Origin of the sequence: Phyllobacterium ifriqiyense (assembly GCF_030817885.1) — a bacterium.
GTDB classification, from domain to species: Bacteria; Pseudomonadota; Alphaproteobacteria; order Rhizobiales; family Rhizobiaceae; genus Phyllobacterium; species Phyllobacterium ifriqiyense.
This window is the reverse complement of the sequence record NZ_JAUSZT010000003.1, coordinates 2,422,674-2,448,962: the sequence shown is the minus strand read 5'-3', so window position 1 is coordinate 2,448,962 and position 26,289 is coordinate 2,422,674. Positions and strand designations below refer to the sequence as shown.

Below are 26,289 nucleotides of genomic sequence, written 5' to 3'. Positions count from 1 at the left end.
TTTTTACTCTGCAGCGTCAGGCAATGCCTGTTGCTGTTCCTGCTGGCGTGTATCGTCCAGCTCGACATTAAGTCCGAGCGAACGCATTTCCTTGACGAGAACGTTGAAGCTCTCGGGAATGCCTGCTTCGAACGTATCGTCGCCGCGGACAATCGCCTCATAGACCTTGGTACGACCGGCAACGTCATCGGACTTGACCGTAAGCATTTCCTGCAGCGTGTAAGCCGCACCATATGCTTCCAGTGCCCAGACCTCCATTTCACCGAAGCGCTGACCGCCGAACTGGGCTTTACCACCCAGAGGCTGCTGCGTAACGAGCGAGTAAGGTCCGATCGAACGGGCGTGGATCTTGTCGTCAACCAGATGGTGCAGCTTCAGCATATAGATGTAGCCGACAGTCACCTGACGATCAAAAGTTTCACCCGTACGTCCGTCGTACAGTGTCGACTGACCGGAGGATTTTAGGCCGGCCTGCTCCAGCATCACATTGATGTCTGGTTCATGCGCACCGTCAAATACCGGCGTTGCAATCGACACACCGCGCTTCATCTGTTCGCCAAGACGAATGATGCTTTCATCATCATAGTTGCGAACCGGTTCGTTGCGGTCATTGTCCGGGATGATCGACTCAATCGTCGCCCGAAGCGGAGCAATGTCGCCCTGCTCGCCTAGTGCGTGCTGTGCCTTATAGGCTTCGATCAGTTCCCCGATCTTCTTGCCCATTCCGGCGCAAGCCCAGCCCAGATGCGTCTCAAGGATCTGACCAACGTTCATTCGGCTTGGCACGCCAAGCGGATTGAGAACGATGTCAACATGCGTTCCATCTTCAAGGAACGGCATATCCTCAACAGCAGCAATACGCGAAACAACACCCTTGTTGCCGTGACGGCCAGCCATCTTGTCGCCTGGCTGGATCTTGCGCTTCACAGCGACAAAGACCTTGACCATCTTCATGACCCCTGGAGGCATCTCATCGCCGCGCTGGACCTTTTCGACCTTGTCCATGAAGCGCTGTTCAAGCAGCTTCTTGGAGTCGTCATACTGGTTGCGCAGAGCTTCGATTTCGCCCTGGATCTTTTCGTCTTCGACAGCAAACTGCCACCACTGCGAACGTGGGTATTCACCCATGATGTCCTGCGTAACGACTGTGCCCTTCTTGAACGCTTTCGGTCCGGCAACAGCAGATTTGCCGTTGAGAACATCAGCAAGACGGCCATAGACGTTGCGGTCCAGGATAGCCTGTTCGTCGTCGCGGTCCTTGGCCAGGCGTTCGATTTCCTCACGCTCAATAGCCATGGCACGTTCGTCCTTTTCAACGCCGTGGCGATTGAAAACGCGAACTTCCACTACCGTACCGTAAGTCCCGGGCGGCATGCGCATCGAGGTGTCACGAACGTCCGAAGCCTTTTCACCGAAAATGGCGCGAAGAAGCTTCTCTTCCGGCGTCATTGGGCTTTCGCCCTTCGGGAGTGATCTTGCCGACAAGAATATCGCCCGGCTGAACTTCGGCACCGATGTAGACGATACCGGCTTCGTCCAGATTCTTCAGCGCTTCTTCCGAAACGTTCGGAATGTCACGCGTGATTTCTTCCGGTCCAAGCTTCGTGTCGCGAGCCATAACTTCGAACTCCTCGATATGGATCGAGGTGAAGACGTCATCCGAAACGATCTTTTCAGAAAGCAGGATGGAATCTTCGTAGTTGTAGCCATTCCACGGCATGAACGCGACCAGCACGTTACGGCCAAGAGCCAAATCACCCAGATCCGTCGAAGGACCGTCAGCAATGATATCGCCCTTTTCGATCCGGTCGCCTACACGTACCAGCGGACGCTGATTGATGCAGGTGTTCTGGTTCGAGCGCTGGAACTTCATCAGGCGATAAATATCAACGCCAGACTTGCCCGGTACGAGATCTTCCGTCGCACGGATAACGATACGGGTTGCGTCAACCTGATCAACGATACCTGTACGGCGGGCACCGATAGCAGCACCGGAGTCGCGAGCAACAACCGGCTCCATACCTGTTCCGACGAATGGCGCCTCAGCACGAACCAGAGGAACGGCCTGACGCTGCATGTTCGAGCCCATCAGAGCGCGGTTGGCGTCGTCGTTTTCAAGGAACGGAATAAGCGCGGCGGCAACCGATACAAGCTGCTTTGGTGAAACGTCCATCAAATCCACGTTTTCACGTGGGGCCATCAAGACTTCACCCGCATGACGGCAGACAACGAATTCATCTGTGAATCCGCCGGAAGAGTCGAGCTCCACATTGGCCTGCGCCACGTGATACTTGGCTTCTTCCATTGCCGACAGATAAACAACGTCGTCGGTAACCTTGCCATCAATGATCTTGCGATACGGACTTTCGATAAAGCCGTACTTGTTGACCCGGGCAAAGGTTGCGAGCGAGTTGATCAGACCGATATTCGGGCCTTCCGGCGTTTCAATCGGGCAGATACGGCCGTAATGTGTCGGATGAACGTCGCGAACTTCAAAGCCTGCACGTTCACGAGTCAAACCGCCAGGTCCCAAAGCTGAAAGACGACGCTTATGCGTAATCTCGGACAGCGGGTTGGTCTGATCCATGAACTGCGAAAGCTGCGAAGAACCGAAGAACTCACGAACCGCTGCTGCTGCTGGCTTCGCGTTAATCAGATCCTGCGGCATGACAGTGTCAATTTCGATGGATGACATACGTTCCTTGATGGCACGCTCCATGCGAAGCAGACCAACCCGGTACTGGTTTTCCATCAATTCGCCGACCGAACGCACACGGCGGTTGCCGAGATTATCGATGTCGTCGATTTCACCACGGCCATCGCGCAGATCAACCAGCATCTTGACCACGGCAAGAATGTCTTCCTTGCGCAGGATACGGACAGTGTCTTCCGCATCCAGATCAAGGCGCATGTTCATTTTGACGCGACCAACAGCCGACAGATCATAACGTTCGCTGTCGAAGAACAGCGACTTGAACATGGCTTCAGCCGAGTCAATTGTCGGTGGCTCACCCGGGCGCATGACACGGTAAATGTCAAACAATGCGTCCTGGCGGCTCTCGTTCTTGTCCACGGCGAGCGTGTTACGGATGTATGGTCCGATATTGACATGATCAATATCGAGAACGTTGATTTCCGAAACGCCCGTGTCGAGCAGAACCTTGAGGGTCTTCTCGTCAAGCTCGTCGCCTGCTTCGAGATAAACTTCACCAGTTTCCATGTTGACGATATCTTCGGCTAGATAGGAGCCGAGCAGATCGTCTTCGGTCGCCTTGATGAACTTCAAGCCTTTTTCAGCAAGCTGCTTGGCGCTACGCGCAGTCAGCTTCTTACCGGTTTCGAGGATAACCTCGCCCGTATCAGCATCGATAACGTCAGTGGTCGCCTTGAAGCCGCGGAAACGGTCGACTGAGAATGGAATACGCCATGTCTCGCCGTCACGGTTGAATGTGAGCGAATTGTAGAAAGTCGACAGAATCTCTTCTGGATCCATGCCGAGCGCCATCAACAGCGATGTCGCCGGAATTTTGCGGCGGCGGTCGATACGCGCATACACAACGTCCTTTGCATCGAATTCAATATCGAGCCATGAGCCGCGATACGGAATGACGCGCGCAGCAAACAGAAGCTTGCCGGACGAATGGGTTTTGCCCTTGTCGTGATCAAAGAAGACGCCCGGTGAACGGTGCATCTGCGAAACGATCACGCGCTCGGTGCCGTTTACAATGAACGTACCATTATCGGTCATGAGCGGCATATCGCCCATGTAAACGTCCTGTTCCTTGATGTCCTTGATCGACTTCGCGCCGGTATCTTCATCGATATCGAACACGATAAGGCGCAGCGTCACCTTAAGCGGCGCAGCATATGTCAGATCGCGCTGACGGCATTCGTCAACGTCGAATTTTGGAGCTTCGAACTCGTACTTGACGAATTCGAGCATGGAAGCACCAGAGAAATCCTGGATCGGGAAAACAGACTTGAATACAGCCTGCAAACCTTCGTCCAAACGTCCGCCCTTGGGCTCTTCCACCATCAGAAACTGATCGTAGGAAGCCTTTTGAACCTCGATGAGGTTCGGCATCTCTGCGACTTCCGGAATCTTACCGAAAAACTTGCGTACGCGCCTACGACCATTGAAAGAATGGGTCTGAGCCATCGTCGCTCCTCGTCTTTATGCCAGAAACTGGCCTGTTTCTTAAAACCGCGTATGCGGCCCCGTGAACGGGACAAAACCCGTTTCCTGAAAGCACCAAATTGCCATCAGGAAAAGGGTTGAGTACCGGGCCCTCCGGAGAGGGTAGTCGGCGGACAGGTCACCCTGCCCGCCAATAACGCAAGGATTACTTGAGTTCAACCTTGGCGCCAGCTGCTTCGAGCTGTGCCTTGATCTTGTCAGCTTCATCCTTAGTCGCTGCTTCTTTAACTGCCTTAGGAGCAGCTTCAACGAGGTCCTTGGCTTCTTTCAGGCCAAGACCGGTGATTGCGCGGACTTCCTTGATCACGTTGATCTTGTTAGCGCCGGCATCGGTCAGAACGACGTCGAATTCAGTCTTTTCTTCAACAGCAGCTGCAACTGCACCACCGCCAGCAGCGGCAACAGCAACAGGAGCGGCAGCAGAAACGCCCCACTTCTCTTCAAGAAGCTTGGAAAGTTCCGCAGCTTCAAGAACTGTAAGGTTGGACAGGTCTTCTACGATCTTTGCGAGATCAGTCATTGTGATATTCCTTTACAAGGTTCGATATATTGACAGCGAGAACGGCCTTATGCCGCTTCGTCCTTCCGGGCATAGGCGCCAAAAACGCGGGCAAGCTGAGCTGCCGGTGCGTTTACGACCTGAGCGATGCGAGAAGCTGGTGTCTGGATCATACCAACCAGCTTTGCGCGCAACTCGTCGAGTGATGGAAGTGCGGCCAGAGCCTTCACGCCATCTGCATCAAGAGTTGTTGCTCCCATTGAGCCACCGAGGATAACGAGCTTTTCGTTGCCCTTGGCAAATTCAATGGCGATCTTTGGTGCCGTAATCGGATCATTGGAATAGGCAACAAGTGTCTGACCTACGAATAGATCAGAAATGCCTTCCGATTCCGTGCCTTGAAGAGCGATCTTGGCAAGGCGGTTCTTCGCGACTTTAACAGTGCCACCAGCATCACGCATCTTGGAGCGAAGATCGCTCAGCTGCGCAACGGTGAGACCGGTATAGTGGGCCACGACAACTGAACCGGAATCCTTGAAGACCCCATTCAGCCAAGTGACAAATTCGCGCTTTTCCGCTTTTTCCACTGTCTCTCTCCATTTGACAGTAATGCGATATTGCATTCCTGCCGGGTTGCCTTTTGTTGCAAGCCTTCAGTCCGAAAACTGAAACCAAACAACAGTTGAGGATCCTGTCCCCCCTGCTTCGCCGGATTGGCTGCAAGCGAAAGGCAACTACGGTTCGAACCTTGTTCTTTGGGCAAAGCCCTCAAATCAAAGTTTTTCCACGTCTCATGCAGGTTCTTACGAATTAAGGCGAACCACCCGCAATCTCGGACAGGATAACCGGATTTTCGTCCGGTTATCCAGGCCCCGAAAGGCCTGGAATTCTTTCAATCAAGCGGTTAAGCTTGAAAACTCAATCAACAGTTACGCAATGCGTACTGTTGCCGGGTCGATCTTTACGCCAGCGCCCATTGTCGAGGAAATCGCGACGCGCTTGACATACTCACCCTTGGAACCAGCAGGCTTGGCCTTGGTTACCGCATCAGCGAAAGCCTTGATATTCTCTTCAAGCGCCTTGGCATCAAAAGAAGCCTTACCGACGCCAGCATGAATAATACCGGCCTTCTCCACGCGGAACTCAACAGCGCCGCCCTTCGAAGCCTTAACTGCAGCCGTAACGTCAGTCGTAACCGTGCCAACCTTTGGGTTTGGCATCATGCCGCGAGGTCCTAGAACCTTACCGAGACGGCCAACGAGCGGCATCATGTCCGGTGTTGCAATGCAGCGATCGAAATCGATCTTGCCGCCATTGACGATCTCGAACAAATCTTCTGCACCAACGATATCTGCGCCGGCAGCCGTGGCTTCATCAGCCTTGGCACCGCGTGCAAACACGGCAACACGAACGGTACGGCCAGTGCCGTTTGGCAGATTGACAACACCACGAACCATCTGGTCCGCATGACGAGGATCAACGCCGAGATTCATTGCAACTTCGATAGTTTCGTCGAACTTGGCGACTGCACGCTCCTTGACCATGGCAATTGCCGAAGTCAGATCATAGAGCTTGTTGCGGTCAATGCCTTCACGAACCTTCGCTACGCGCTTTGCTACTTTTGCCATCGGATCAGCCCACCACTTCCAGGCCCATCGAACGGGCAGAACCTTCGACCATGCGCATTGCAGATTCAACATCTGCTGCGTTCAGGTCTTTCATCTTCGCTTCAGCGATTTCGCGGACTTTCTCGCGCGTAACCTTACCGGCAACTACCTTACCTGGTTCTTTGGAACCGGACTTCAGATTTGCAGCCTTCTTGAGGAAGTAGGAAACCGGAGCGGTCTTCATTGCAAAAGTGAAGGACTTGTCCTGATAATATGTGATCACGACTGGAACGGGCGAGCCCTTTTCCATTTCCTGCGTAGCCGCATTGAAGGCCTTGCAGAATTCCATGATGTTGATGCCGCGCTGACCAAGTGCCGGTCCGATTGGCGGGGATGGCGTTGCCGATCCTGCCGAAACCTGCAGCTTGAGCTGGCCTGCTATTTTCTTAGCCATTGTACTCTGCCTTATGGTTATGCCGGATAAACCAGCACCTTTACATTATGCTGGAAAACCAGCGGTTGCAGTTTGGTGGTTCGGTTTAAAACCCGGCTAAGGTTTCTCGCCTCCCACCTCTTCGTCACCGGAGTGACAGGACAACTTCGAGAGCCGCCCTTATGATCAGACCTTTTCCACCTGACCAAATTCCAGATCGACGGGAGTTGCACGACCAAAGATCGAAACCTCGACCTTGAGGCGCGAACGCTCCTCATCAACTTCCTGTACCGTACCGTTGAACGACGCAAAGGGTCCATCAGCAACACGAACGCTTTCACCAATCTCAAACGAGATCGATGCCTTAGGACGCTCAACACCCTCCTGAACTTGGGTCAGGATGCGCTCTGCTTCCTTGTCGGAAATTGCGATCGGCTTATTATCCGAACCCAAAAAACCGGTTACCTTCGGCGTGTTCTTGATCAAATGATATGCATCATCCGTCAAATCAGCACGAACCATGACATAGCCCGGGAAGAATTTACGCTCAGCATCAACCTTACGGCCACGGCGCACTTCAACCACTTTTTCGGTCGGAACAAGGATCTTTTCAAAAAGATGCGACAGACCCTTCTGTCGCGCCTTTTCTTCGATCGACTCGGCGACCTTCTTCTCAAAATTCGAATAGGCGTGAACGATATACCAGCGCGCGGTCATTGTTGAATTCCCAATCCCGATTTTCTTGTCAGCCTGCGTTAACGACCAAGACCGAGAATGAGATCAATCCCGTATGCCATCAACTGATCAGCTGCGAAAAAAAAGATCGCAGCAAAGAACGCCATTATCATCACCATCGCAGTGGAAATGAGCGTTTCGCGACGCGAAGGCCATGTGACCTTTGCGGTTTCAGCGCGCACTTGCTGAAAAAAAGTTATTGGATTCGTTTTGGATGCCATTTACCGCTCGTGCGTGTCATTTCGCTGCAAACACACTGCATTAATATTCAAATGCCGACTGTTCACACCATTACGGCCCGTAAAGCTGATTATTCAGCTCCACGCACCGCGTGTCTGTTGACGTTACATAGAACCGATTCCGGTAAAACACAAGGCCCCGGAGTCAATTCCTTCTCAACATCTGCAGTTACACCATCCAATCGTGTACCCAGCAGACTATATAGATGGCAGGGGAGACAGGATTCGAACCTGCGACCTACGGTTTTGGAGACCGCCGCTCTACCAACTGAGCTACTCCCCTATCTTCGGGGCGTACATTCCACAAAGCCGTGGCCTTTTCAAGGGCCAATACGCGACTTCTTGCGCCTTGCTGAAAAATTATCTGTTTAGCTTGCCAACAATTGCGCCTGGCTGCGCCTATTTTCGATTCGAAACCAAATTCTTTGCAAACAAAAAGGGCGATCCAATGGACCGCCCTTCCCGATTCGAACTGTCAGGCGACAGTCTTACTCAATGATAGAAGCGACGATGCCAGCACCGACGGTGCGGCCACCTTCACGGATAGCGAAGCGGAGCTTCTCTTCCATGGCGATTGGCACGATCAGCGTCACATCAACCGAGATGTTGTCGCCAGGCATGACCATTTCCGTACCTTCCGGCAAAGTCACTACACCCGTCACGTCGGTCGTGCGGAAGTAGAACTGTGGACGGTAGTTGGAGAAGAATGGCGTATGACGGCCACCTTCGTCCTTCGTCAGAATATAGGCTTCTGCCTTGAACTTCGTGTGCGGCTTGACCGAACCTGGCTTGGCAAGGATCTGACCGCGCTCAACGTCTTCACGGCCAACACCGCGAACCAGTGCACCGATGTTGTCGCCTGCCTGGCCCTGATCGAGCAGCTTGCGGAACATTTCAACGCCGGTAACTGTTGTCTTTGTCGTCGGCTTGATGCCGATGATTTCAACTTCTTCACCAACCTTGACGATACCGCGTTCAACGCGGCCAGTCACAACCGTACCACGACCCGAGATCGAGAAAACGTCTTCGATCGGCATCAGGAATGGCTGGTCAATCGGACGTTCTGGTGTTGGAATGTACTTGTCAACTTCAGCCATCAGCGCGCGAACTGCGTCTTCGCCGATTTCCTTGTTGCTGTCTTCAAGTGCAGCCAAAGCCGAACCCTTGACGATCGGTACATCGTCGCCCGGGAAATCATACTTGGAAAGAAGCTCACGAACTTCAAGCTCAACCAGTTCGAGCAATTCGGCATCGTCAACCTGATCAACCTTGTTCAGGAACACGACGATCGCAGGAACGCCAACCTGACGGGCAAGCAGAATGTGCTCGCGGGTCTGGGGCATCGGGCCGTCAGCGGCAGACACAACCAGAATCGCGCCATCCATCTGCGCAGCGCCGGTGATCATGTTCTTCACATAGTCGGCGTGGCCAGGGCAATCAACGTGTGCATAGTGACGCGCAGGCGTCTCATACTCAACGTGTGCCGTCGAAATGGTGATGCCGCGTGCCTTTTCTTCCGGTGCAGCGTCGATCTGGTCATACGCCTTGTACTCACCAAAATACTTCGTAATCGCTGCCGTCAACGACGTCTTGCCATGGTCAACGTGACCAATCGTGCCGATGTTTACGTGCGGCTTATTACGTTCAAACTTGCTCTTAGCCATAATCGTCGTTCTCTCGTCATCACAACCGGTCTAGAGGCCGGTACCATGTTTGTAGTCAGACGAGACAGCGAGCCGTCCGTCAGCACAGTCACCCGCCCGGCCAAACACGACCGATCCGGGTTGGGTTTGTCTTGGGATATGCTCGTTCATATGGGGACACATGAGCGGCGTACAAGCTCAAGACAAAATCGAAGAGCACCATACGCGCTCTCGCGTGTACGCGGTGCTCTCTGTCGAAACTGGAGCGGGTAGCGGGAATCGAACCCGCATATTCAGCTTGGAAGGCTGCTGCTCTACCACTGAGCTATACCCGCACAACACTCAAATTGGCACATAATCTCCACCAAGACCAATTCGTCTTGGGATTATGCGCCAGGCGGGCGGTTCCGGCAGTGGTGGAGGAGGTTGGATTCGAACCAACGTAAGCCAAGCTAACGGATTTACAGTCCGTCCCCTTTAACCACTCGGGCACTCCTCCGGTCACTGCCGATGGAACCGCGCCATTTGGCACTTCGCAAACACCCGCCGGACAGTTCATCAGGCTGCTGCTTGCGGAGGGCCTTATGCCGACTAGGTCACGTGGTGTCAACACTTACTGGCAGAAAATGAATGAGTTGTGGAAATTGCCTGACAAATTATGCGGTTCAACCGACCGAAGCCAATAAATTCAACGAATAGTCGTATCGCTGAACGAAGTGAAAGCGTATATGGTCGCGTTATGACGACACAAAAACCCACACATACGCAAAAAGATTCCCATTACGCGACATTGCGCCGCCAGTACCGCGATCAGAAGGCTGGCGGTACACCGCAACAGGCTGAACGAGCTTCGCGTCCTCAAGTCGCCGGCACACAAGCACCGGAAGGGCTTGTCCGGCTCTATGGTTTGCATACGGTCCGCGCAGCACTGGATAACCCTGCCCGCCAGATCAAACGCATGCTGGTCACGAAGAATGCTCTCGATCGACTGGAAATCGCTGATCCAGACGCCCTGGGATTCGACGTTGAAATTGTTGAGCCCCGCGCTATCGATAAGGAAACCGGCTCTGATGCCGTGCATCAAGGCGTGATGATCGAAGCAAAGCCTTTAAAAGCCCAATCTTTGAAAGTGCTTCAAGAAAGCGATCTCCTGCTGATTCTTGATCAGGTTACTGATCCACACAATGTCGGCGCAATCATGCGGTCCGCAGTGGCCTTCGGCGCTGGAGCTATCATCACAACGGCAAGGCACAGCCCACAAGAATCAGGCGTCCTTGCAAAAGCCGCTTCTGGCGCGCTTGAACTTATTCCCCATATAGAAGTTCGCAATCTTGCTGATGCGATCAGTGAATTACACGAGCTCGGCTTCACAACAATTGGGCTTGATTCGGAAGGGCCGCTCGAACTCGAAAAAACGATGAAGCCAGGACGCATTGCCTTGGTCCTCGGCGCAGAAGGCAAAGGCTTACGTCAGAAGACGCGCGAGACAGTTACCCACCTCGCCCGTCTTGATATGCCCGGCGCTATCAAATCATTGAATGTGTCCAACGCGGCTGCAATCTCACTTTATGCAGCCCAACGCTATCTGACGCGATGAAGGAACTGCCCACCACGGTATTGGCGTGATCTAAACAACCTTGGCGGCTGCCCGACCAGCAATACGGCCGGAAAATATGCAACCGCCAAGAAAAGTTCCTTCAAGCGAGTTATATCCGTGAACTCCTCCACCGCCAAAGCCAGCCGCCTCGCCCGCCGCGTAAACTCCCGGTAGCGGCTCGCCGCCTTGTTTCAGAACACGTGCATTCAGATCAGTCTCTATGCCGCCCAATGACTTGCGCGTCAGAATATTGAGTCTCACCGCTATCAGGCGCCCATGTTTTGGGTCCAGTATCTTGTGGGGAGGCACGACGCGAACGAGCTTGTCGCCGATATAATTGCGCGCGCCCCTTATCGCCGTGATTTGTGCGTCCTTCGTGTAGGTGTTCTCGACTTCGCGATCGCGTGCGGCAATTTGTGCGTGAAGTTTTTGCTCATCAATCAAATTATCCCCGCTCAGAGCGTTCATTCGCCGCACCAGATCAGTCAGATTATTTTCAACGATGAAATCTTCGCCCTTATCGAGAAACGCTTTAACAGGTGAGGGAATGCCACCGGTGGCTCGCTTCAATACCTGCCGCCAACTCTTGCTGGTGAAATCAGGGTTTTGTTCTGAGCCTGATAGCGTGAATTCTTTTTTCACAATGGTCTCGTTGAGTATGAACCAGGAATAATCATATCCCGTTTTCATGATGTGACTGAGTGTGGCCAATGTGTCGAAGCCCGGCAAGCATGGTGCAGGCAAGCGATTTCCATTGGCATCAAACCATAAGGATGATGGCCCCGGCAAAATACGGATAGCATGCCTAGACCAAATCGGGTTCCAATTGTGCACGCCTTCGACATAGTGCCACATGCGATCGCAGTTGATTAGATGCGCGCCGCTTTGTTCGCTTATACCCAGCATCAATCCATCAACATGATCCGGCACCCCGCTGATGAGGCGTTTAGGAGCTTCACCCAAGCGTTTTGGCCAATTTTTGCGCACAAGATCGTGATTGGCTCCCATGCCTCCACTGCAAACAACAATTACCTGCGCCCTTAAAATGAACGAGCTGGCAACCACACGTGAACTGGGCTCACTGCGCTTGACATTGCTAGGCTCAAGCACCTCACCCTCCACGCTGTCCACAATGCCGCCATTCGTGCCGAGCGACGTGACCCTGTGGCGAAATCGGAAACTTAAAAGTCCTTTTTGTTCAGCCTCACGGGCCCGCCGGACAAAGGGCTCGACCACGCCCAACCCCGTTCCCCACGTAATATGAAAGCGTGGCACAGAATTTCCGTGGCCCGTCGCCAATGAACCGCCCCGCTCCGCCCAACCGACGATAGGAAACCAGCGCATCCCTTGCGCATGCAGCCATGAACGTTTTTCGCCGGCAGCAAAATCGACATAGGCCTCAGCCCATTTTCGCGGCCAATGGTCCTCCTCACGATCAAAGCCCGCAGATCCCATCCAATCCTGCAATGCCAACTCGTAAGAATCTTTAATTCGCAGTCGACGCTGCTCGGGACTATTTACAAAGAACAATCCACCAAAAGAGCGCCACGCCTGTCCGCCCAATGTCTGCTCGGGTTCCTGATCAACAATGATTACCCGCTTGCCCGCATCGGTCAGTTCCGTGGCAGCTACCAACCCCGCCAGCCCCGCCCCAATCACAATAGCATCAGCATCATATGTCATCTCTGAGATCCCCCTTCAGCAACATTGAACTACAGATAACCTTTACGTCAACGTTATTACGCACGTCGATTCTTCGAGCGCCTGATTATCGTGGCGCTTACGCGCGTTTTCGATGATATCGAGACATGCTTGGCCAGACTGCTCTATTCGACCAACCCTGAAAGACAGTATCGGCCCGGTTTTCGGGCTTTTCGTAAAATTATTTCGTATAAACCACATTTTCCGTTTTACACTTCGGAGCTTTGTGCTAATCGAACGCCGCTGCCCTTATAGCTCAGTTGGTAGAGCATCTGATTTGTAATCAGAGGGTCGGGAGTTCGAGTCTCTCTGGGGGCACCACCTTTTCCTTTAATGTTTGCACGCGAGCACGCTGGTAATTCTTTACCTGCTTCGCGCATGATGCACGCTCCAGATCTTTTCGCCGGCTAGTTGTACAAGCGCTGCAGCGGCGTTGTTTCTTTACCAATATCACTTTCGCGTTTTGCCAGATCACGCCCAGCGTGCTAGGCGATATATCCTTATTCCTTTACATTTCGCAGGCAGTCATGAACCGGAAAATTGAAACATTTGCTTTTCTTTCCTCCGGCACGCCGGATTCGGATGAAGCTGCTCAAGAACTCATCAAATTCTACGGTCAGTCCGACGCTCGCGATGCTGATGTGATCGTTGCGCTTGGTGGCGACGGTTTCATGCTGCAGACGTTGCAGCACTACATGAACCAAGGAAAAATGATCTACGGCATGAACCGCGGATCCGTTGGCTTTCTAATGAACGAGTTCAGCAGCGTTGGCCTGAAGGATCGAATTGAGGCTGCGCAATCCGAGACGATCCGGCCACTGAAGATGGTAGCGGAATCGGTGGAAGAAGGCACTGTCACGGCCTTCGCCCTCAATGAAATCTCCTTGCTTCGCCAATCATACCAGGCAGCGAAAATCCGCATCAGCGTTGACGATCAAATCCGGCTGGAAGAACTCATTTGCGATGGTGTCATGGTTGCCACGCCTGCAGGTTCGACGGCTTACAATCTTTCAGCCCAAGGGCCCATCCTGCCGCTTGATGCGCGCCTTCTTGCGCTTACACCTGTTTCGGCTTTCCGGCCGCGGCGCTGGCGTGGTGCGCTCCTGCCCAATAAGGTGACTGTGCGTTTCGATATTCTTGAGCCGGAGAAACGACCTGTCAACGCCGTTGCAGATCATACGGAAGTAAAGTCGGTTTTATCGGTCACCATTGAAGAAGCTTCCCAGCTGCGAGCTACCATTCTCTTTGATAAAAACCATTCGTGGAACGAACGAATTCTAAAGGAACAGTTCCTTTATTGACAACATTAGAATAAAATGACGGACAATTGTAACAAACGGTTAAATGTGACCATACCAAAGAGTTGACTTTTGCTGGTATGCGCCGTAACGCAATTACAGCAAACGCTATGCAATCAAGCGTCAGATGCTTCTGGCAAATGCAGCTTTACGCCACTAACAGGCATGTATGGTACCGACTGCAGATAGAAAGTTAAATCTCCATTGACCACCTTTGCTGATCTGGGCCTTTCACCGAAAGTGCTCGATGCTGTAGAAGCAGCAGGATATACGATCCCGACCCCCATCCAGGCAGGCGCAATTCCACATGCGCTGCAACGCAAGGATGTCCTCGGCATTGCCCAGACGGGAACCGGCAAAACCGCTTCATTTGTATTGCCTATGCTGACACTGCTCGAGCAGGGGCGCGCCCGTGCCCGCATGCCCCGCACGCTCATTCTCGAACCCACGCGCGAACTCGCAGCGCAGGTCGAGGAAAATTTTGTTAAATATGGAAAAAACCACCGCTTGAATGTTGCGTTGCTCATCGGCGGCGTTTCTTTCGACGACCAATTGCGCAAGCTTGAACGTGGCGCAGACGTACTGATCGCTACGCCAGGCCGTTTGCTTGATCATTTCGAGCGCGGTAAACTGCTGCTGAGCGCAGTAGACATTCTCGTGATCGATGAAGCTGACCGGATGCTCGACATGGGCTTTATCCCGGATATTGAGCGCATTTGTAAACTCATTCCCTTCACACGGCAGACACTGTTTTTCTCGGCTACCATGCCACCTGAGATCACCAAGCTGACGGAACAGTTTTTGCACTCGCCAGTACGCATCGAAGTGGCGAAGGCTGCAACGACTGCAAAGACGGTTGAACAGAAGCTAGTAAAGTCCGGCAAGAAGGATTGGGAGAAACGGGCAATATTGCGCGATCTTATCCGCGCTGAGGCCGATGGACTTAAAAACGCAATCATCTTCTGCAACCGCAAGAAAGATGTATCGGAGCTCTTCCGCTCGCTCGTTAAACATGAGTTCGACGCTGGCGCACTCCACGGTGATATGGATCAACGTGCGCGCACGACAATGTTGGCGAATTTTAAGGATAACAAGCTTAAAATACTTGTTGCATCCGATGTCGCCGCGCGCGGGCTCGATATACCCGATGTGAGTCACGTGTTCAATTTCGATGTACCAATTCATTCCGAGGATTATGTTCATCGTATTGGACGCACGGGACGCGCAGGACGCTCCGGAAAGGCGTTTACGCTCGTAACACAAGCAGACGTCAAATATCTGGCATCCATAGAAAAACTGATCGGCGAAGATATCGTCTGGTACGATGGTGATCTGTCGACACTGCCCGTATCGAACGAGCCGGATGAGGCCCCTCGTCGTGGACGCGGTGGCCGTGACAAGCCAGCACCAAAGCGTCGCCGCAATGAAGGTCGTGAGCGCGAGCGCCCACAGTCCGAAATTGACATCATAGCGGCTGCTGAGAAGGCAAAAGACATTGAAGTCGAGCCTTTGGACGATCAGCCTGTTATTCGTACAGCTGATAAGCCCAACAAGGTTGCGATTAAAACTGAGAATGAACAACGTCGCGCTCGCCCCGCTGCAGCTCGGCCCGAGCAACGGCCGGAACCACGCCGCGACCATCGCAGAGACCGTGATGATATGGGGACAGCCCCCATTGGCTTTGGCGACGAAATTCCTGCGTTTATGCTGATTGATACTAAAATCTGAGCATGAATAGTCCGGGCGTTGGGTGCGGCATCGTATTTCTGAAAGAGGGGCATATTCTTCTTCTGCAGCGCAAGAAGAGCCCGGAAATAGGTTGTTGGGGCATACCAGGCGGTAAAGTAGATTTTCTTGAAACCGCCGAACAGGCTGTGCATCGCGAAGCACTCGAAGAAACCGGGCTTTACGCCAGCACCATGAGTTTGCTCGGCATCAGCGAACAGCTATTTCATGATGAACAGCAACACTGGCTGGGAGTGTTGTTTCTTGCTGAAAATTTTTCAGGTGAAGTGCAATTGCTGGAACCCGAAAAGCATGCGGGAGTAGGCTGGTTCCCGTTTCAACAATTGCCAAATTTATTGACCTTGCCCACAAGGCATGCTCTCGGCTTTCTCGAGCAGCGCGGCTTGATCTGAGACTATTTGGCCACGCGCAGAGCGGCTTCATAAGCCCGCTTGGCCCATTCGGTCATGATATCCGGGTCATCAAAAGCCTCCTCCGGAACGGACCAGTAGGGCATTTTTACCTGCTTAGACTTACCTGTGTAGGTCCATTGCTCACAGCCTGCCGCTTCAAATTCCGGAATTGATACCTCATCGGCTTTAAGAAGGACATTTCCGGTTGAAAGTTCAAGGGCGATAATTACCCCCTCGAAATAGATGCCCTTACCACCAAACATCCGCCGGATGCTAACGCCGCCCAATCCCGCAAACAAATCGTGGATCGCATCATTATCCACGTGACGACTATCAAGAAATGGCAGGCGTCAAAGCTTCAGGGCGAGCCGGTGTCAATTCAACCGATTCGCCGCAGCCGCAAGCTGACGTTTGATTTGGGTTATTGAATACAAAACCAGTGCGCAGTTTGGTAATTTCGAAGTCCATTTCGGTGCCAAGCAAGTAAAGCACTGCTTCAGGCGCAACAAAGACCTTGGAGCCATTTTTCTCGATAACGTCATCGCCCGGCTTGGCCTCAGTGACGAGATCGATTGTATATTCCATACCTGCACAACCGCCCTTCTTGATTCCGACGCGGATACCCAGCGCATCTTCACGCGACGATGTAATTTCGTCGACGCGGCTCGCAGCAGCGTCAGTCAATGTTATGACAGAAAAACGACCCATTTATCAGCTTTCTTGTTCAGACGGTGCAACAATCACCTGCCACTATAATTAGTGTTACACGGACGTCACTGCAAGTGTTCACAATAGGCATGGGCTCGAAAACAGACAAACGGAAGGCAATGACCATGAAAAATCGTTATTGTGTCCTTATCGGCATTGCAATGCTGGCTCTCCACACGGCTCCAGTTATTGCACAGGAACCAAAAGCACCTGCCGCAAGCAGCGAAACACCTGCGGTGTCTGACACACCTTCCAAAATCGAAACGGCACTGAGTCCAACTCAGACGCCCTCCGAATACCTGGATAATCGAAGCACGCCGGAAACTCTCATCAAATCCTACTACAATGCTATCAATCGACAAGAATATGCGAGAGCGTACAGCTATTACTTACCTGAAAGCCCTCCCCAGCCATTTCCACAGTTTCAGGCTGGATATGAAAATACCAAATCGGTGACGGTTCAGTTTGGAAAGGTGGAAGGCGAAGGTGCTGCAGGATCAGCCTATTGGAGCCAACCGATTGCGGTAAAATCCGAAGAGAAAGACGGCTCAATCAAAGTCTTTTACGGTTGCTATCGACTAAAGCTTGCGAACCCTGCCATACAGGGCGTTCCATTCGTGCCGCTTTCATTGATAGACGGCACGCTGCAAAAGTCCGAAAAAAGCATGGAAGAAAGTGTGCCGGAAGGTTGTGAAGCCCCTTGAATTCCGGCACTCTTTTTCGTGGATTAGATGAAGCAGATTACCGCTCCGATAATCGCAGCAATACTAAGCAGGTCGATGGTGCGATTTTTTCTGTCCTTCATCACTGCACGGCTACTATTCACCATGATCAAACGCTGGATGCCATGAGCGCCCGAAGCACCGACCCAGCCATTTCTAGCGAGAGTTCGGCGATACCACAGCGCTTGCAGCACGAAGCAACCGAAGAAAATTGTGATCAAAAAATTGATATTCGCTAAGGTTACATAACTGGTCATCACTATCGCTCCAACAACCACAAACAGTGCAGCTCTTAAAAGAGAAATGTCCTTGCATGACATTCGCTCTCATCTGCTGGTTGCAATAGAATGGAATATTTGCAGTAACAATCCGTACCTTAGTCGTACGTCTATAGTCTAATACCCTGCACGCGGCTCATTAAAACGATTTATGAATTCGTTGAAAGTTCAGAAATTTATAGGAGAGAGTGCCACAGATCGGGGCCATTGGCGCGGTATAATCGCGCCCATCAATCGAAATAACAGTATAATATTGTTGCTGTAATGACAGCGGCGCTAGCCAAACCCATTGAAACCAAGGTCTCGCGCAACAGTTTTTTCCGCTCCTTTGCCACGTCGGCCAAAAGGGTCAACGTGCAGCGCCCGTCCGACAGGCCCGCAATATCTGCCGCATTTAATATCTCAGATAATTCGTGGCTGTGCCAACACGCTTTTATTATGAATGAGAGGCTAACGGAGACCAAAAGGATCCGAGCCACAGACACACCATCAAACATTCTTATTCCACTGTAAAATAAGCAGCAAAAATGGATAAATCAGAACGAAAATTTCTGTTCCGGGAATAATGTAATGTATCGAAAAGAATAAGCTGATTCCAGCCAGACTTTAGTCTAACTCGTTGAAAAATAAAGACTGCTTATTAATACCAACCAACGGCGACTTGGGCTTCTTCAGACATCCGATCTGGCGTCCATGGTGGATCGAACGTCATCGTTACGTCGACAAAACTCACGCCCTCTACGGCGCTGACTGCATCTTGTACCCAGCCAGGCATTTCACCGGCAACCGGGCAGCCCGGCGCGGTAAGCGTCATCTCAATTTTCACCGAACGATCATCTTCGATATCAATCTTATAGACGAGGCCGAGTTCATAAATATCGGCGGGAATTTCCGGATCGTAGACAGTTTTTAAGGCGCCAATAACATCATCTGTCATGCGCGCCAATTCGTCGGCAGGGATGGCAGAGACTGGTTCCGAGTCGACTATCGGCGCGGCTTCGAGGGCCACATTTTCTGTTTCGACTTTATCGGTCATGATCATCACCCAAAAAACTTTCGCGCTTTTTCAAGCGCATCGGCGAGAACATCGATCTCGTCTCTGGTATTGTACATTGCAAACGATGCACGGCATGTGGAGGTTACGCCGAAGCGTTTCAAGAGCGGCTGTGCGCAATGCGTTCCCGCACGGACAGCCACACCGGCACGGTCAATAACCATCGACACATCGTGTGCGTGAATGCCCTGAAGCTCAAATGAGATAATGGCACCTTTGTCTTTGGCATCGCCAAAAATACGCAGTGAATTGATCTCGCGCAGCCGTTGGTGGGCATAGTCGCGCAGATCTTCTTCATGTGCCAAAATGGCATGGCGTCCAATTTTCTCGACATATTCAATTGCCGCGCCAAGCCCGATCGCCTGCGCTATCGGTGGCGTACCGGCCTCAAAACGATGCGGCGGATGATTATAGGTGACATAATCCTCAGTCACCTCCTCAATCATTTCGCCTCCGCCCTGAAACGGTCGCATCGATTCGAGTATCTGTTTGCGGCCGTAAAGCACGCCGATACCGGACGGACCATAAATCTTATGGCCTGTGAAAATATACCAATCGCAACCGAGCTCCTGGACGTCGACCGGCAAATGCACGGCGCCCTGACTACCGTCGACAAGAACCGGAATGCCTCGCGCGTGGGCGATACGCACAATATCTTTGATCGGCGTTACGGTTCCCAGCACATTCGACATATGCGTAATAGCGACCAGCTTGGTACGATCCGTCAGACGCTTCTCAAATTCTTCGACGTGAAACGCGCCCTGTTCATCGACCGGTACCCACACAAGTTTGGCGCCTTGCCGTTCACGAATGAAATGCCAAGGAACAATATTCGAATGATGCTCCATTATCGACAGAACGATCTCGTCGCCCTCGCCGATATTTGGCATACCGTAACCATAAGACACTGTGTTGATGGCTTCAGTGGCTGACTTCGTGAAGATGATCTCGTCAACCGATGCGGCATTTATAAAACGCCGGACACTTTCCCGTGCTTTTTCATATGCGTCGGTGGTAGCGTTAGAGAGAAAATGCAGCCCCCGATGCACGTTAGAATATTCATTGGAGTAGGTCTGTGAGATCGTGTCGATAACGGCCCGCGGTTTTTGTGCCGAAGCGCCATTGTCAAGATAGACGAGTGGCTTGCCATAGACTTCACGTGATAGGATCGGAAAATCCCTACGGATCGCGTCTACATCATACCCGCTATTGATGATCTTCGTATCCATGATCGCTGCACTTGTCCTTGGGATTGTCGCGTTATCGATCAGATATGCGCGCTCAGCCATTTGTCGAGAATTGCTTCAAGCGCTTCTACCAATGCTTCGCTTTCAAGTTCTTCAATAATCTCAGCAACGAAAGCTTTGATCAAAAGTCCACGCGCTTCATTTTCAGGTATTCCGCGCGCTTTTAGATAGAACAGATGATTACCATCGATTTCAGTGACAGTTGCACCATGACCGCAAGCGACATCATCAGCGAAGATTTCAAGTTCAGGCTTTGCATCAAACTCGCCGTCATCGGATAACAGAAGGGTATTGCACGCCATGCGTGCATCGGTCTTCTGGGCGATCCTGTTCACTTTAATCTGACCCTGAAACACACCGCGAGCACGATCCGTAACAACGTTGCGAACAACCTGCACCGAAGTCGTATTTTCAACCAAATGACCCAGCGTCATAGTAACGTCGGTGTGCGTATCGCCGGCAAGGAGGTTTACGCCGCGCAACTGGAAATCAGAGCCTTCGCCTTTTACCAGCACATGCACTTCCTGGCGTACGAGCTTACCACCTGCATTAACAACATAGAGTGTGAGCTTTGAATTGGTGCCAAGCGTCGCCGTTAATTGCGCCAACTGCGTTGCATTGGCACCCTGTTCACGCAAAATGATCCAGTTTACTTCCGCATCATCAGCAACAGTCAAATTACTGACGCTTGTCGAAAACCCTTCGCCATCGCCGCCGGTCTGGCGCTCTATGACTGTAGCCTTGACGCCTTTTCCGAATTGAACCGGAAAACGAACATGGCCCTGCCCGCGAAGCTGCGCATTTTGTATCTCTAATGGCGCTTCGAGTTCCACGCCATCGTCAACAATGATGCTCCAACCGTCAGTGACATAAGCTGCGTTGATCTGACCAATAGCGTCATCGCCATCCCGAATAGCCAGATGCCGTATCGCGGAACCATTGGCGAGTAACTCGCTGAACTTCGTGAACGTGACAGAATCAATCTTCGGGGCGTTCAACGCAGTACCGTTTGAAACGGTTGCTACTAATGATCCTGCGATAACCGAAGGTAGGGCCGCGCTACCCGCGGATGAATCATAGTCAGGTATGCCGCGTAACAAAGTGCGAAGATCGGTATAATGCCAAGCTTCGACGCGCCTTGATGGCAATCCTTGCGTCTTCAAAGCCTCGATTGCGTTATCGCGAGCACTAACAACCTCGGCATCGCCAGGCAACTCACCCATGCGATCAACAAAAGCGTCGACCAAAGCCGATTCCGCTGCAGTGGGCTGACGCCCTGTGTGAACATTCATGACATCAATCCTCAAGCGGCCTCACCGATGATATCGGCGTAGCCATTCTCTTCGAGATGAAGTGCAAGATTCTTGTCGCCAGACTTGATGACCTGGCCTTTGTAAAGCACGTGCACGCTATCTGGCACGATATAGTCGAGCAGACGCTGATAGTGGGTAATAACTATCACGGCCCGATCAGGCGAGCGCAGTGCATTCACGCCGTCGGACACGATCTTTAGAGCATCAATGTCAAGCCCAGAGTCTGTTTCATCGAGCACGCAAAGCTTTGGCTCCAACAGTTTCATCTGCAGGATTTCAGCACGCTTTTTCTCACCGCCCGAAAAACCAACATTCAGAGGACGCTTGAGCATTGCCAGATCCATGTCGAGCGATCCAGCTGCAGTTTTAACACGTGAAATGAATTCAGGAATCTTCAAAGGCTCTTCACCGCGCGCCTTGCGCTGCGAGTTCAGAGCAACTTTCAGGAATTCCATCGTTGCTACGCCAGGTATTTCCATCGGATACTGGAATGCCAGAAAGATGCCTTTTGCGGCACGCTCGGCTGGATCAAGTTCCAGAATGGACTCGCCATTATAAAGAATATCGCCTTCAGTAACTTCATAATCGTCACGGCCAGCAAGAATATAGGACAAAGTTGACTTACCCGACCCGTTCGGTCCCATGATGGCCGCAACTTCACCAGCCTTCACCGTCAAATTAAGACCGCGAATGATTTCGGTATCTGTGTCTGCGATCTTCGCATGGAGATTTCTGATTTCCAGCATTTTAGTACCCTTTGATATTCCGTGGATCCACACTCGTGATCCCAGTTAAATTTTATGGTAGTCGGCGCCGAGCTATGACGAACTTTCGCCACTTAAGCTTTTGAGGCGCTCGACCACCGAAACAAGCTCCTTGCGAGCTCTCATCAGTTCCGGTTCGAGGACACGTTCCGTCGCGGTGGAAGCCCGACCGAGCGTATCGGTCAGTTCATCGATGACATCGCCAAGCTCTTTATAGCGCTTGCGTAGCCGATCCAGTTCTTCCTTCGTGACGGTTACGGCCATTATCCGACGCTCCCCTCGAGACTGATACCGATCAGTTTTTGGGCCTCAACGGCGAACTCCATCGGCAATTCCTGAATGACTTCCTTGACAAAACCATTAACGATCAAGGCAATCGCCTCTTCCTCGGGAATGCCGCGTTGCATCACATAGAACAACGCATCTTCGGAAATTTTCGACGTTGTGGCTTCATGCTCGAACTGAGCCGTCGCATTTTTCGCTTCGATATATGGCACCGTATGCGCACCGCAATCATTGCCGATCAGCAGCGAGTCACACTGGGTAAAGTTACGCGCGTTTTCAGCCTTGCGATGGGCGGAAACTTGACCGCGATAGGTATTGTTAGACTTACCTGCGGAAATGCCTTTAGAGATGATGCGGCTTGATGTGTTTTTGCCAAGATGCAACATCTTGGTGCCGCTATCGATCTGCTGATGGCCATTGGAAACCGCAATCGAATAGAATTCGCCGCGAGAATTATCACCGCGTAGAATAACTGACGGATATTTCCAAGTGATCGCTGAGCCCGTCTCAACCTGCGTCCAGGAAATCTTGGAATTGACCCCGCGGCAATCACCACGCTTGGTGACAAAGTTGTAAATACCACCCTTGCCTTCCGCATCGCCCGGAAACCAATTCTGAACGGTTGAGTATTTGATCTCGGCATCGTCCAATGCAATCAGTTCGACAACTGCGGCATGCAACTGGTTTTCGTCACGTTGCGGTGCGGTACATCCTTCCAAATAGGACACGTATGCACCTTCCTCGGCGATGATCAATGTACGTTCGAACTGGCCTGTATCGCGCTCGTTAATACGGAAATAAGTGGAAAGTTCCATCGGGCAACGCACACCCTTGGGTACATAGACAAACGAACCATCCGTGAAGACTGCCGAGTTCAGCGTCGCATAAAAATTATCCGAGACTGGAACGACCGTGGCAAGATACTTCTTCACCAGTTCCGGATGCTCACGAATGGCTTCGGAAATGGAACAGAAGATGACACCCGCTTTTGCCAGCTCGGCCTTAAATGTCGTTACAACAGAGACGCTGTCGAACACGGCATCAACTGCAACGCGGCCTGATTTATAAACGTTGTCACTGGCTTCTTCGTCTTCATCGCTTGGGCTTGGTTCACCGACCTTGCGGACACCGGCTAGGATTTCCTGCTCCTTCAGCGGAATACCTAATTTTTCATAGGTACGCAGAAGCTCCGGGTCGACTTCAGCAAGCGAGGTGGGGCCTGTCTGATTCTTCGGACCGGCGTAGTAAACCATGTCCTGAAAATCGATCTTGGGATAGTTGACCCGGGCCCATGTGGGCTCTTCCATCGTCAACCAACGCTCATAGGCTTTAAGGCGCCATTCCAGCATCCATTCTGGCTCATTTTTCTTGGCTGAGATGAACCGGATAATGTCGGCGTTCAGGCCCTTTGGCGCTTTATCCATTTCGATAAGCGTTTCAAAGCCATACTTATATTGGTCCACGTCAAGCGTACGGACCCGATCAATGGTTTCCTGCACTGCAGGCATTGGCGTTCTCCATCCTCGCGGGGTTCAAGGTCCCGCAGTTGCAAACGTCAAGGCAGTATGTCGTCTTGAATATTTGCCTTTATGTAATGTGCATTCGCACGATTTAACACCGGCATTTACCGGATTTTTTGCAACTATCGACGAAAAACGTCAATAATTGAAATTTTTATGCTGCATCAGCAGCGGCGGTTCCCGAACGGTCGCTTCGAATAACGATTTTCTTCAGCGCATCGAGAAATAATTCGATGTCATCATCATCCGTGTCCGGCGCGGTAGACACACGAATCCCTCCGGTACCGTCGCCATGCCCCATGGCTGCCAGAACGTGACTAGGGCCAACTTTACCGGATGAGCACGCAGAGCCCGCAGATAAGGCGATCCCTGCCAGATCAAAAGCTATTTGCACCGTTTCTGCTTTGGCGTGTGGCAAGGAAAAGAAGGTCGTATTCGGGAGCCGTTCTACATCCGAACCGTAGATTATTGCATTTGGAGCAATGACACGAATACCACGCTCAATCTTGTCCCGCTGTAAAACGGGCCAACCGCCCTGCTCAAGGCGCTCGCGCGCAATTCGCGCAGCAGCTGCAAAGCCAACAATCAACGTCAAGGCTTCAGTTCCGGCACGATGCCCTTTTTCTTGCCCTCCACCACGTATAAGCGGCTTGGGCATGATCAAGTCTGACACGGCGATAATTGCCCCAATTCCTTTAGGACCACCAATCTTGTGCGCTGACAAAATGAAGTAATCCACGGAACTCGTTGTAATATCTAATGCAATTCGACCAGCAGCCTGGACGGCATCCACGACAAATACACCGCCGAACTGCTTTACCAGAGCGCCGATTTCTGCAATTGGTTGCAAAACACCGGTTTCATTATTGGCTGCTTGTACGGCCACTAACGGCAAGCCTTCGTTGCGATCATGAAGTGCCAACAGTTCCCGCAACCGATCACGATTCAACAAGCCCCTGCCGTCAACGGGGATAATTTCAATCTGTTCCGCTGCAAACCGACCACCAGCAAGTATGCAAGGATGCTCGCTCGCACTGACATATAGTTTGGACAGGCGCATTTCTGCACGTCCCATCAAATATTGCGGTGTTAGAAGGGTTGAAGCTGCCTCGGTTGCCCCCGATGTAAAGAATACATGATCAGGTTTGGCGTTTACGAGTCCTGCCACGTCGCGTCGGGCAGCTTGCAGAGTTGCTTTAGCGGCACGGCCCTCCATATGTACCGATGAAGGGTTACCCGGCAATGCCAGCGCATCGACAATTGCATCGCGCGCAGCTGTTATCAGCGGGGCGCTAGCATTGTAGTCGAAATAGGCGCGGTTGCGGGCCATACGCGGTCAAATCCTGTTCTTTTGCGATCAATGTGGTCTTAAAGCGCAATTTTCTTGAAATTGCACCTCAGACCAGCCTATTAAGCCGCTTCGATATAGTTTCTACACCAGTTTTGAACGGTTCTAAACTGGTTTTATGGGCGCTATTGATTGCCGTCAAGCCCGGCTGGTCAAGAAGCATCCGTTGGCGAAGACTGGAGTATACATGCCTGAAGTAATTTTCAATGGACCTGCGGGACGCCTTGAGGGCCGCTATCAGCCTTCTATGGAAAAAAATGCTCCTATAGCCATCATCCTGCATCCGCATCCGCAGTTTGGCGGCACGATGAATAATAAGATCGTCTATGATCTTTTCTACATGTTTCAGCAGCGCGGTTTTACGACACTGCGGTTTAACTTTCGTGGCATTGGGCGCAGCCAAGGTGAATTCGATCATGGTTCTGGCGAACTGTCTGACGCTGCAGGAGCGCTTGATTGGGTGCAATCCCTACATCCGGACTCAAAAACATGCTGGGTTGCGGGTTATTCTTTCGGCGCCTGGATTGGCATGCAGTTACTTATGCGCCGTCCTGAAATCGAAGGTTTTATCTCCGTTGCGCCGCAACCCAATACCTATGATTTCTCGTTCCTGGCGCCCTGCCCCTCATCCGGTCTGATTCTCCATGGCGATCAGGACAAGGTCGCACCACCCAAGGATGTACAAGGGCTGGTTGACAAGCTGAAGACGCAAAAAGGCATAACCATCACTCAGAAAACGATGGTTGGAGCAAACCACTTCTTTTCCGGCATGACTGATGAAGTTATTGCTGAATGCTCTGACTATCTCGACCGTCGCCTCAATGGGGAATTGGTCGAAGCCAAGCCTAAACGTCTACGTTAAGCCACTAGATGACGCGCCCTGAAAATTCGGGCGCGTCACACATTGCCCAAAAAGCACAGACGCCTCGGTAGCGCTTCTTTCGCAGCGCCGATCTAATCAG

24 protein-coding genes, 4 tRNA genes and 1 pseudogene are annotated in these 26,289 nt (G+C 52.0%); 7 read left to right on the top strand and 22 right to left on the bottom strand.

What is annotated here, in order from left to right:
* Positions 1-3: 3 nt before the first annotated feature.
* From rpoB to QFZ34_RS19525, 11 genes and pseudogenes are all read right to left on the bottom strand, one after another.
* A pseudogene (rpoB, locus tag QFZ34_RS19575) lies at positions 4-4,159 on the bottom strand (DNA-directed RNA polymerase subunit beta).
* Between the two features lie 184 nt (positions 4,160-4,343).
* Positions 4,344-4,718, bottom strand: coding sequence for a 50S ribosomal protein L7/L12 (rplL, locus tag QFZ34_RS19570; RefSeq protein WP_115055809.1), 375 nt, complete (start codon positions 4,716-4,718; stop codon positions 4,344-4,346).
* A gap of 47 nt (positions 4,719-4,765) precedes the next feature.
* Positions 4,766-5,284, bottom strand: a complete 519-nt coding sequence (gene rplJ, locus QFZ34_RS19565) for a 50S ribosomal protein L10 (RefSeq protein ID WP_115055811.1) — start codon at positions 5,282-5,284, stop codon at positions 4,766-4,768.
* A gap of 342 nt (positions 5,285-5,626) precedes the next feature.
* Positions 5,627-6,325 carry a 50S ribosomal protein L1 gene (gene rplA / locus QFZ34_RS19560; protein ID WP_115055813.1) on the bottom strand — a complete coding sequence of 233 codons (699 nt, stop codon included), beginning with the start codon at positions 6,323-6,325 and terminating at the stop codon, positions 5,627-5,629.
* A gap of 4 nt (positions 6,326-6,329) precedes the next feature.
* Positions 6,330-6,758, bottom strand: coding sequence for a 50S ribosomal protein L11 (rplK, locus tag QFZ34_RS19555; RefSeq protein WP_115055815.1), 429 nt, complete (start codon positions 6,756-6,758; stop codon positions 6,330-6,332).
* 165 nt (positions 6,759-6,923) lie between these two features.
* Entirely contained in the window at positions 6,924-7,454 is a 531-nt protein-coding gene (gene nusG, locus QFZ34_RS19550) for a transcription termination/antitermination protein NusG (protein WP_008121728.1), read from the bottom strand.
* A 38-nt stretch (positions 7,455-7,492) separates the two neighbouring features.
* Entirely contained in the window at positions 7,493-7,693 is a 201-nt protein-coding gene (gene secE / locus QFZ34_RS19545; protein ID WP_008121726.1) for a preprotein translocase subunit SecE, read from the bottom strand.
* A gap of 225 nt (positions 7,694-7,918) precedes the next feature.
* Positions 7,919-7,994 (bottom strand) — tRNA-Trp (locus tag QFZ34_RS19540).
* Positions 7,995-8,199: 205 nt separating this feature from the next.
* On the bottom strand, positions 8,200-9,375 hold the full coding sequence (tuf, locus tag QFZ34_RS19535; protein WP_115055874.1) for an elongation factor Tu: 1,176 nt from the start codon (positions 9,373-9,375) through the stop codon (positions 8,200-8,202).
* Positions 9,376-9,615: 240 nt separating this feature from the next.
* Positions 9,616-9,689: transfer RNA gene (locus QFZ34_RS19530), tRNA-Gly, on the bottom strand.
* Positions 9,690-9,768: 79 nt separating this feature from the next.
* Positions 9,769-9,853, bottom strand: a tRNA-Tyr gene (locus tag QFZ34_RS19525).
* Positions 9,854-10,093: 240 nt separating this feature from the next.
* Between QFZ34_RS19525 and rlmB the strand changes: the two genes are divergently transcribed.
* A complete protein-coding gene (gene rlmB / locus QFZ34_RS19520) occupies positions 10,094-10,951 on the top strand; it encodes a 23S rRNA (guanosine(2251)-2'-O)-methyltransferase RlmB (protein ID WP_307284438.1) in 858 nt (285 codons plus the stop codon).
* Positions 10,952-10,981: 30 nt separating this feature from the next.
* Here rlmB and QFZ34_RS19515 read toward each other — a convergent pair whose 3' ends face one another.
* Positions 10,982-12,634 (bottom strand): FAD-binding dehydrogenase, encoded by a 1,653-nt coding sequence (locus QFZ34_RS19515; protein WP_307284436.1) that lies wholly within the window; start codon positions 12,632-12,634, stop codon positions 10,982-10,984.
* A gap of 263 nt (positions 12,635-12,897) precedes the next feature.
* Here QFZ34_RS19515 and QFZ34_RS19510 point away from each other — a divergent pair.
* The 4 genes from QFZ34_RS19510 (at position 12,898) to QFZ34_RS19495 (ending at position 16,088) form a co-directional block, all read left to right on the top strand.
* Positions 12,898-12,973 (top strand) — tRNA-Thr (locus QFZ34_RS19510).
* A 173-nt stretch (positions 12,974-13,146) separates the two neighbouring features.
* Positions 13,147-13,953 carry an NAD kinase gene (locus QFZ34_RS19505; RefSeq protein WP_336441924.1) on the top strand — a complete coding sequence of 269 codons (807 nt, stop codon included), beginning with the start codon at positions 13,147-13,149 and terminating at the stop codon, positions 13,951-13,953.
* A 201-nt stretch (positions 13,954-14,154) separates the two neighbouring features.
* Positions 14,155-15,678, top strand: coding sequence for a DEAD/DEAH box helicase (locus QFZ34_RS19500; RefSeq protein ID WP_307284428.1), 1,524 nt, complete (start codon positions 14,155-14,157; stop codon positions 15,676-15,678).
* Between the two features lie 2 nt (positions 15,679-15,680).
* Positions 15,681-16,088: an NUDIX domain-containing protein gene (locus tag QFZ34_RS19495; protein WP_115051638.1), complete on the top strand. Its 408-nt coding sequence runs from the start codon at positions 15,681-15,683 to the stop codon at positions 16,086-16,088.
* A 2-nt stretch (positions 16,089-16,090) separates the two neighbouring features.
* On the opposite strand, the gene QFZ34_RS19490 is transcribed toward QFZ34_RS19495, so the two are convergent.
* Together QFZ34_RS19490 and sufA are read right to left on the bottom strand one after the other, a co-directional pair.
* Entirely contained in the window at positions 16,091-16,411 is a 321-nt protein-coding gene (locus QFZ34_RS19490) for a TfoX/Sxy family protein (RefSeq protein WP_115051639.1), read from the bottom strand.
* Between the two features lie 10 nt (positions 16,412-16,421).
* Complete coding sequence (gene sufA, locus QFZ34_RS19485; RefSeq protein WP_115051640.1) at positions 16,422-16,796, bottom strand: Fe-S cluster assembly scaffold SufA; 375 nt, start codon at positions 16,794-16,796, stop codon at positions 16,422-16,424.
* 125 nt (positions 16,797-16,921) lie between these two features.
* On the opposite strand from sufA, the gene QFZ34_RS19480 reads away from it, so the two are divergent.
* Positions 16,922-17,500, top strand: a complete 579-nt coding sequence (locus tag QFZ34_RS19480; RefSeq protein WP_307284418.1) for a hypothetical protein — start codon at positions 16,922-16,924, stop codon at positions 17,498-17,500.
* A gap of 23 nt (positions 17,501-17,523) precedes the next feature.
* Here QFZ34_RS19480 and QFZ34_RS19475 read toward each other — a convergent pair whose 3' ends face one another.
* From QFZ34_RS19475 to QFZ34_RS19440, 8 genes are all read right to left on the bottom strand, one after another.
* Positions 17,524-17,775: a hypothetical protein gene (locus QFZ34_RS19475; RefSeq protein WP_307284414.1), complete on the bottom strand. Its 252-nt coding sequence runs from the start codon at positions 17,773-17,775 to the stop codon at positions 17,524-17,526.
* A 661-nt stretch (positions 17,776-18,436) separates the two neighbouring features.
* Positions 18,437-18,838, bottom strand: coding sequence for an SUF system Fe-S cluster assembly protein (locus QFZ34_RS19470; protein WP_370878865.1), 402 nt, complete (start codon positions 18,836-18,838; stop codon positions 18,437-18,439).
* On the bottom strand, positions 18,838-20,079 hold the full coding sequence (locus tag QFZ34_RS19465) for a cysteine desulfurase (protein ID WP_307286499.1): 1,242 nt from the start codon (positions 20,077-20,079) through the stop codon (positions 18,838-18,840). Before QFZ34_RS19465 ends, QFZ34_RS19470 begins: the two co-directional genes overlap by 1 nt.
* A gap of 38 nt (positions 20,080-20,117) precedes the next feature.
* Positions 20,118-21,398: a Fe-S cluster assembly protein SufD gene (gene sufD / locus QFZ34_RS19460; RefSeq protein WP_370878864.1), complete on the bottom strand. Its 1,281-nt coding sequence runs from the start codon at positions 21,396-21,398 to the stop codon at positions 20,118-20,120.
* A gap of 2 nt (positions 21,399-21,400) precedes the next feature.
* Positions 21,401-22,156: a Fe-S cluster assembly ATPase SufC gene (gene sufC / locus QFZ34_RS19455; protein WP_115051645.1), complete on the bottom strand. Its 756-nt coding sequence runs from the start codon at positions 22,154-22,156 to the stop codon at positions 21,401-21,403.
* 72 nt (positions 22,157-22,228) lie between these two features.
* Complete coding sequence (locus tag QFZ34_RS19450; protein WP_307284406.1) at positions 22,229-22,438, bottom strand: hypothetical protein; 210 nt, start codon at positions 22,436-22,438, stop codon at positions 22,229-22,231.
* Positions 22,438-23,967 carry a Fe-S cluster assembly protein SufB gene (gene sufB, locus QFZ34_RS19445; protein WP_115051647.1) on the bottom strand — a complete coding sequence of 510 codons (1,530 nt, stop codon included), beginning with the start codon at positions 23,965-23,967 and terminating at the stop codon, positions 22,438-22,440. The genes QFZ34_RS19450 and sufB overlap by 1 nt, the downstream gene beginning before the upstream one ends.
* A 166-nt stretch (positions 23,968-24,133) precedes the next feature.
* A complete protein-coding gene (locus QFZ34_RS19440) occupies positions 24,134-25,309 on the bottom strand; it encodes a cysteine desulfurase family protein (RefSeq protein WP_307284401.1) in 1,176 nt (391 codons plus the stop codon).
* Positions 25,310-25,514: 205 nt separating this feature from the next.
* Here QFZ34_RS19440 and QFZ34_RS19435 point away from each other — a divergent pair, with 205 nt between their 5' ends.
* Complete coding sequence (locus QFZ34_RS19435) at positions 25,515-26,189, top strand: alpha/beta hydrolase (protein WP_008120868.1); 675 nt, start codon at positions 25,515-25,517, stop codon at positions 26,187-26,189.
* The last annotated feature ends 100 nt before the right edge of the window (positions 26,190-26,289 follow it).

Coding starts and splice junctions, on each gene's coding strand:
- QFZ34_RS19475 (WP_307284414.1), bottom strand. CDS start 17,775: ATGACCAGTTATGTAACCTTAGCGAATATCAATTTTTTGATCACAATT.
- QFZ34_RS19440 (WP_307284401.1), bottom strand. CDS start 25,309: ATGGCCCGCAACCGCGCCTATTTCGACTACAATGCTAGCGCCCCGCTG.
- QFZ34_RS19435 (WP_008120868.1), top strand. CDS start 25,515: ATGCCTGAAGTAATTTTCAATGGACCTGCGGGACGCCTTGAGGGCCGC.
- rplK (WP_115055815.1), bottom strand. CDS start 6,758: ATGGCTAAGAAAATAGCAGGCCAGCTCAAGCTGCAGGTTTCGGCAGGA.
- QFZ34_RS19450 (WP_307284406.1), bottom strand. CDS start 22,438: ATGGCCGTAACCGTCACGAAGGAAGAACTGGATCGGCTACGCAAGCGC.
- QFZ34_RS19515 (WP_307284436.1), bottom strand. CDS start 12,634: ATGACATATGATGCTGATGCTATTGTGATTGGGGCGGGGCTGGCGGGG.
- QFZ34_RS19495 (WP_115051638.1), top strand. CDS start 15,681: ATGAATAGTCCGGGCGTTGGGTGCGGCATCGTATTTCTGAAAGAGGGG.
- QFZ34_RS19480 (WP_307284418.1), top strand. CDS start 16,922: ATGAAAAATCGTTATTGTGTCCTTATCGGCATTGCAATGCTGGCTCTC.
- tuf (WP_115055874.1), bottom strand. CDS start 9,375: ATGGCTAAGAGCAAGTTTGAACGTAATAAGCCGCACGTAAACATCGGC.
- rplL (WP_115055809.1), bottom strand. CDS start 4,718: ATGACTGATCTCGCAAAGATCGTAGAAGACCTGTCCAACCTTACAGTT.
- QFZ34_RS19470 (WP_370878865.1), bottom strand. CDS start 18,838: ATGATCATGACCGATAAAGTCGAAACAGAAAATGTGGCCCTCGAAGCC.
- secE (WP_008121726.1), bottom strand. CDS start 7,693: ATGGCATCCAAAACGAATCCAATAACTTTTTTTCAGCAAGTGCGCGCT.
- nusG (WP_008121728.1), bottom strand. CDS start 7,454: ATGACCGCGCGCTGGTATATCGTTCACGCCTATTCGAATTTTGAGAAG.
- QFZ34_RS19465 (WP_307286499.1), bottom strand. CDS start 20,079: ATGGATACGAAGATCATCAATAGCGGGTATGATGTAGACGCGATCCGT.
- sufB (WP_115051647.1), bottom strand. CDS start 23,967: ATGCCTGCAGTGCAGGAAACCATTGATCGGGTCCGTACGCTTGACGTG.
- rplA (WP_115055813.1), bottom strand. CDS start 6,325: ATGGCAAAAGTAGCAAAGCGCGTAGCGAAGGTTCGTGAAGGCATTGAC.
- sufA (WP_115051640.1), bottom strand. CDS start 16,796: ATGGGTCGTTTTTCTGTCATAACATTGACTGACGCTGCTGCGAGCCGC.
- sufC (WP_115051645.1), bottom strand. CDS start 22,156: ATGCTGGAAATCAGAAATCTCCATGCGAAGATCGCAGACACAGATACC.
- rlmB (WP_307284438.1), top strand. CDS start 10,094: ATGACGACACAAAAACCCACACATACGCAAAAAGATTCCCATTACGCG.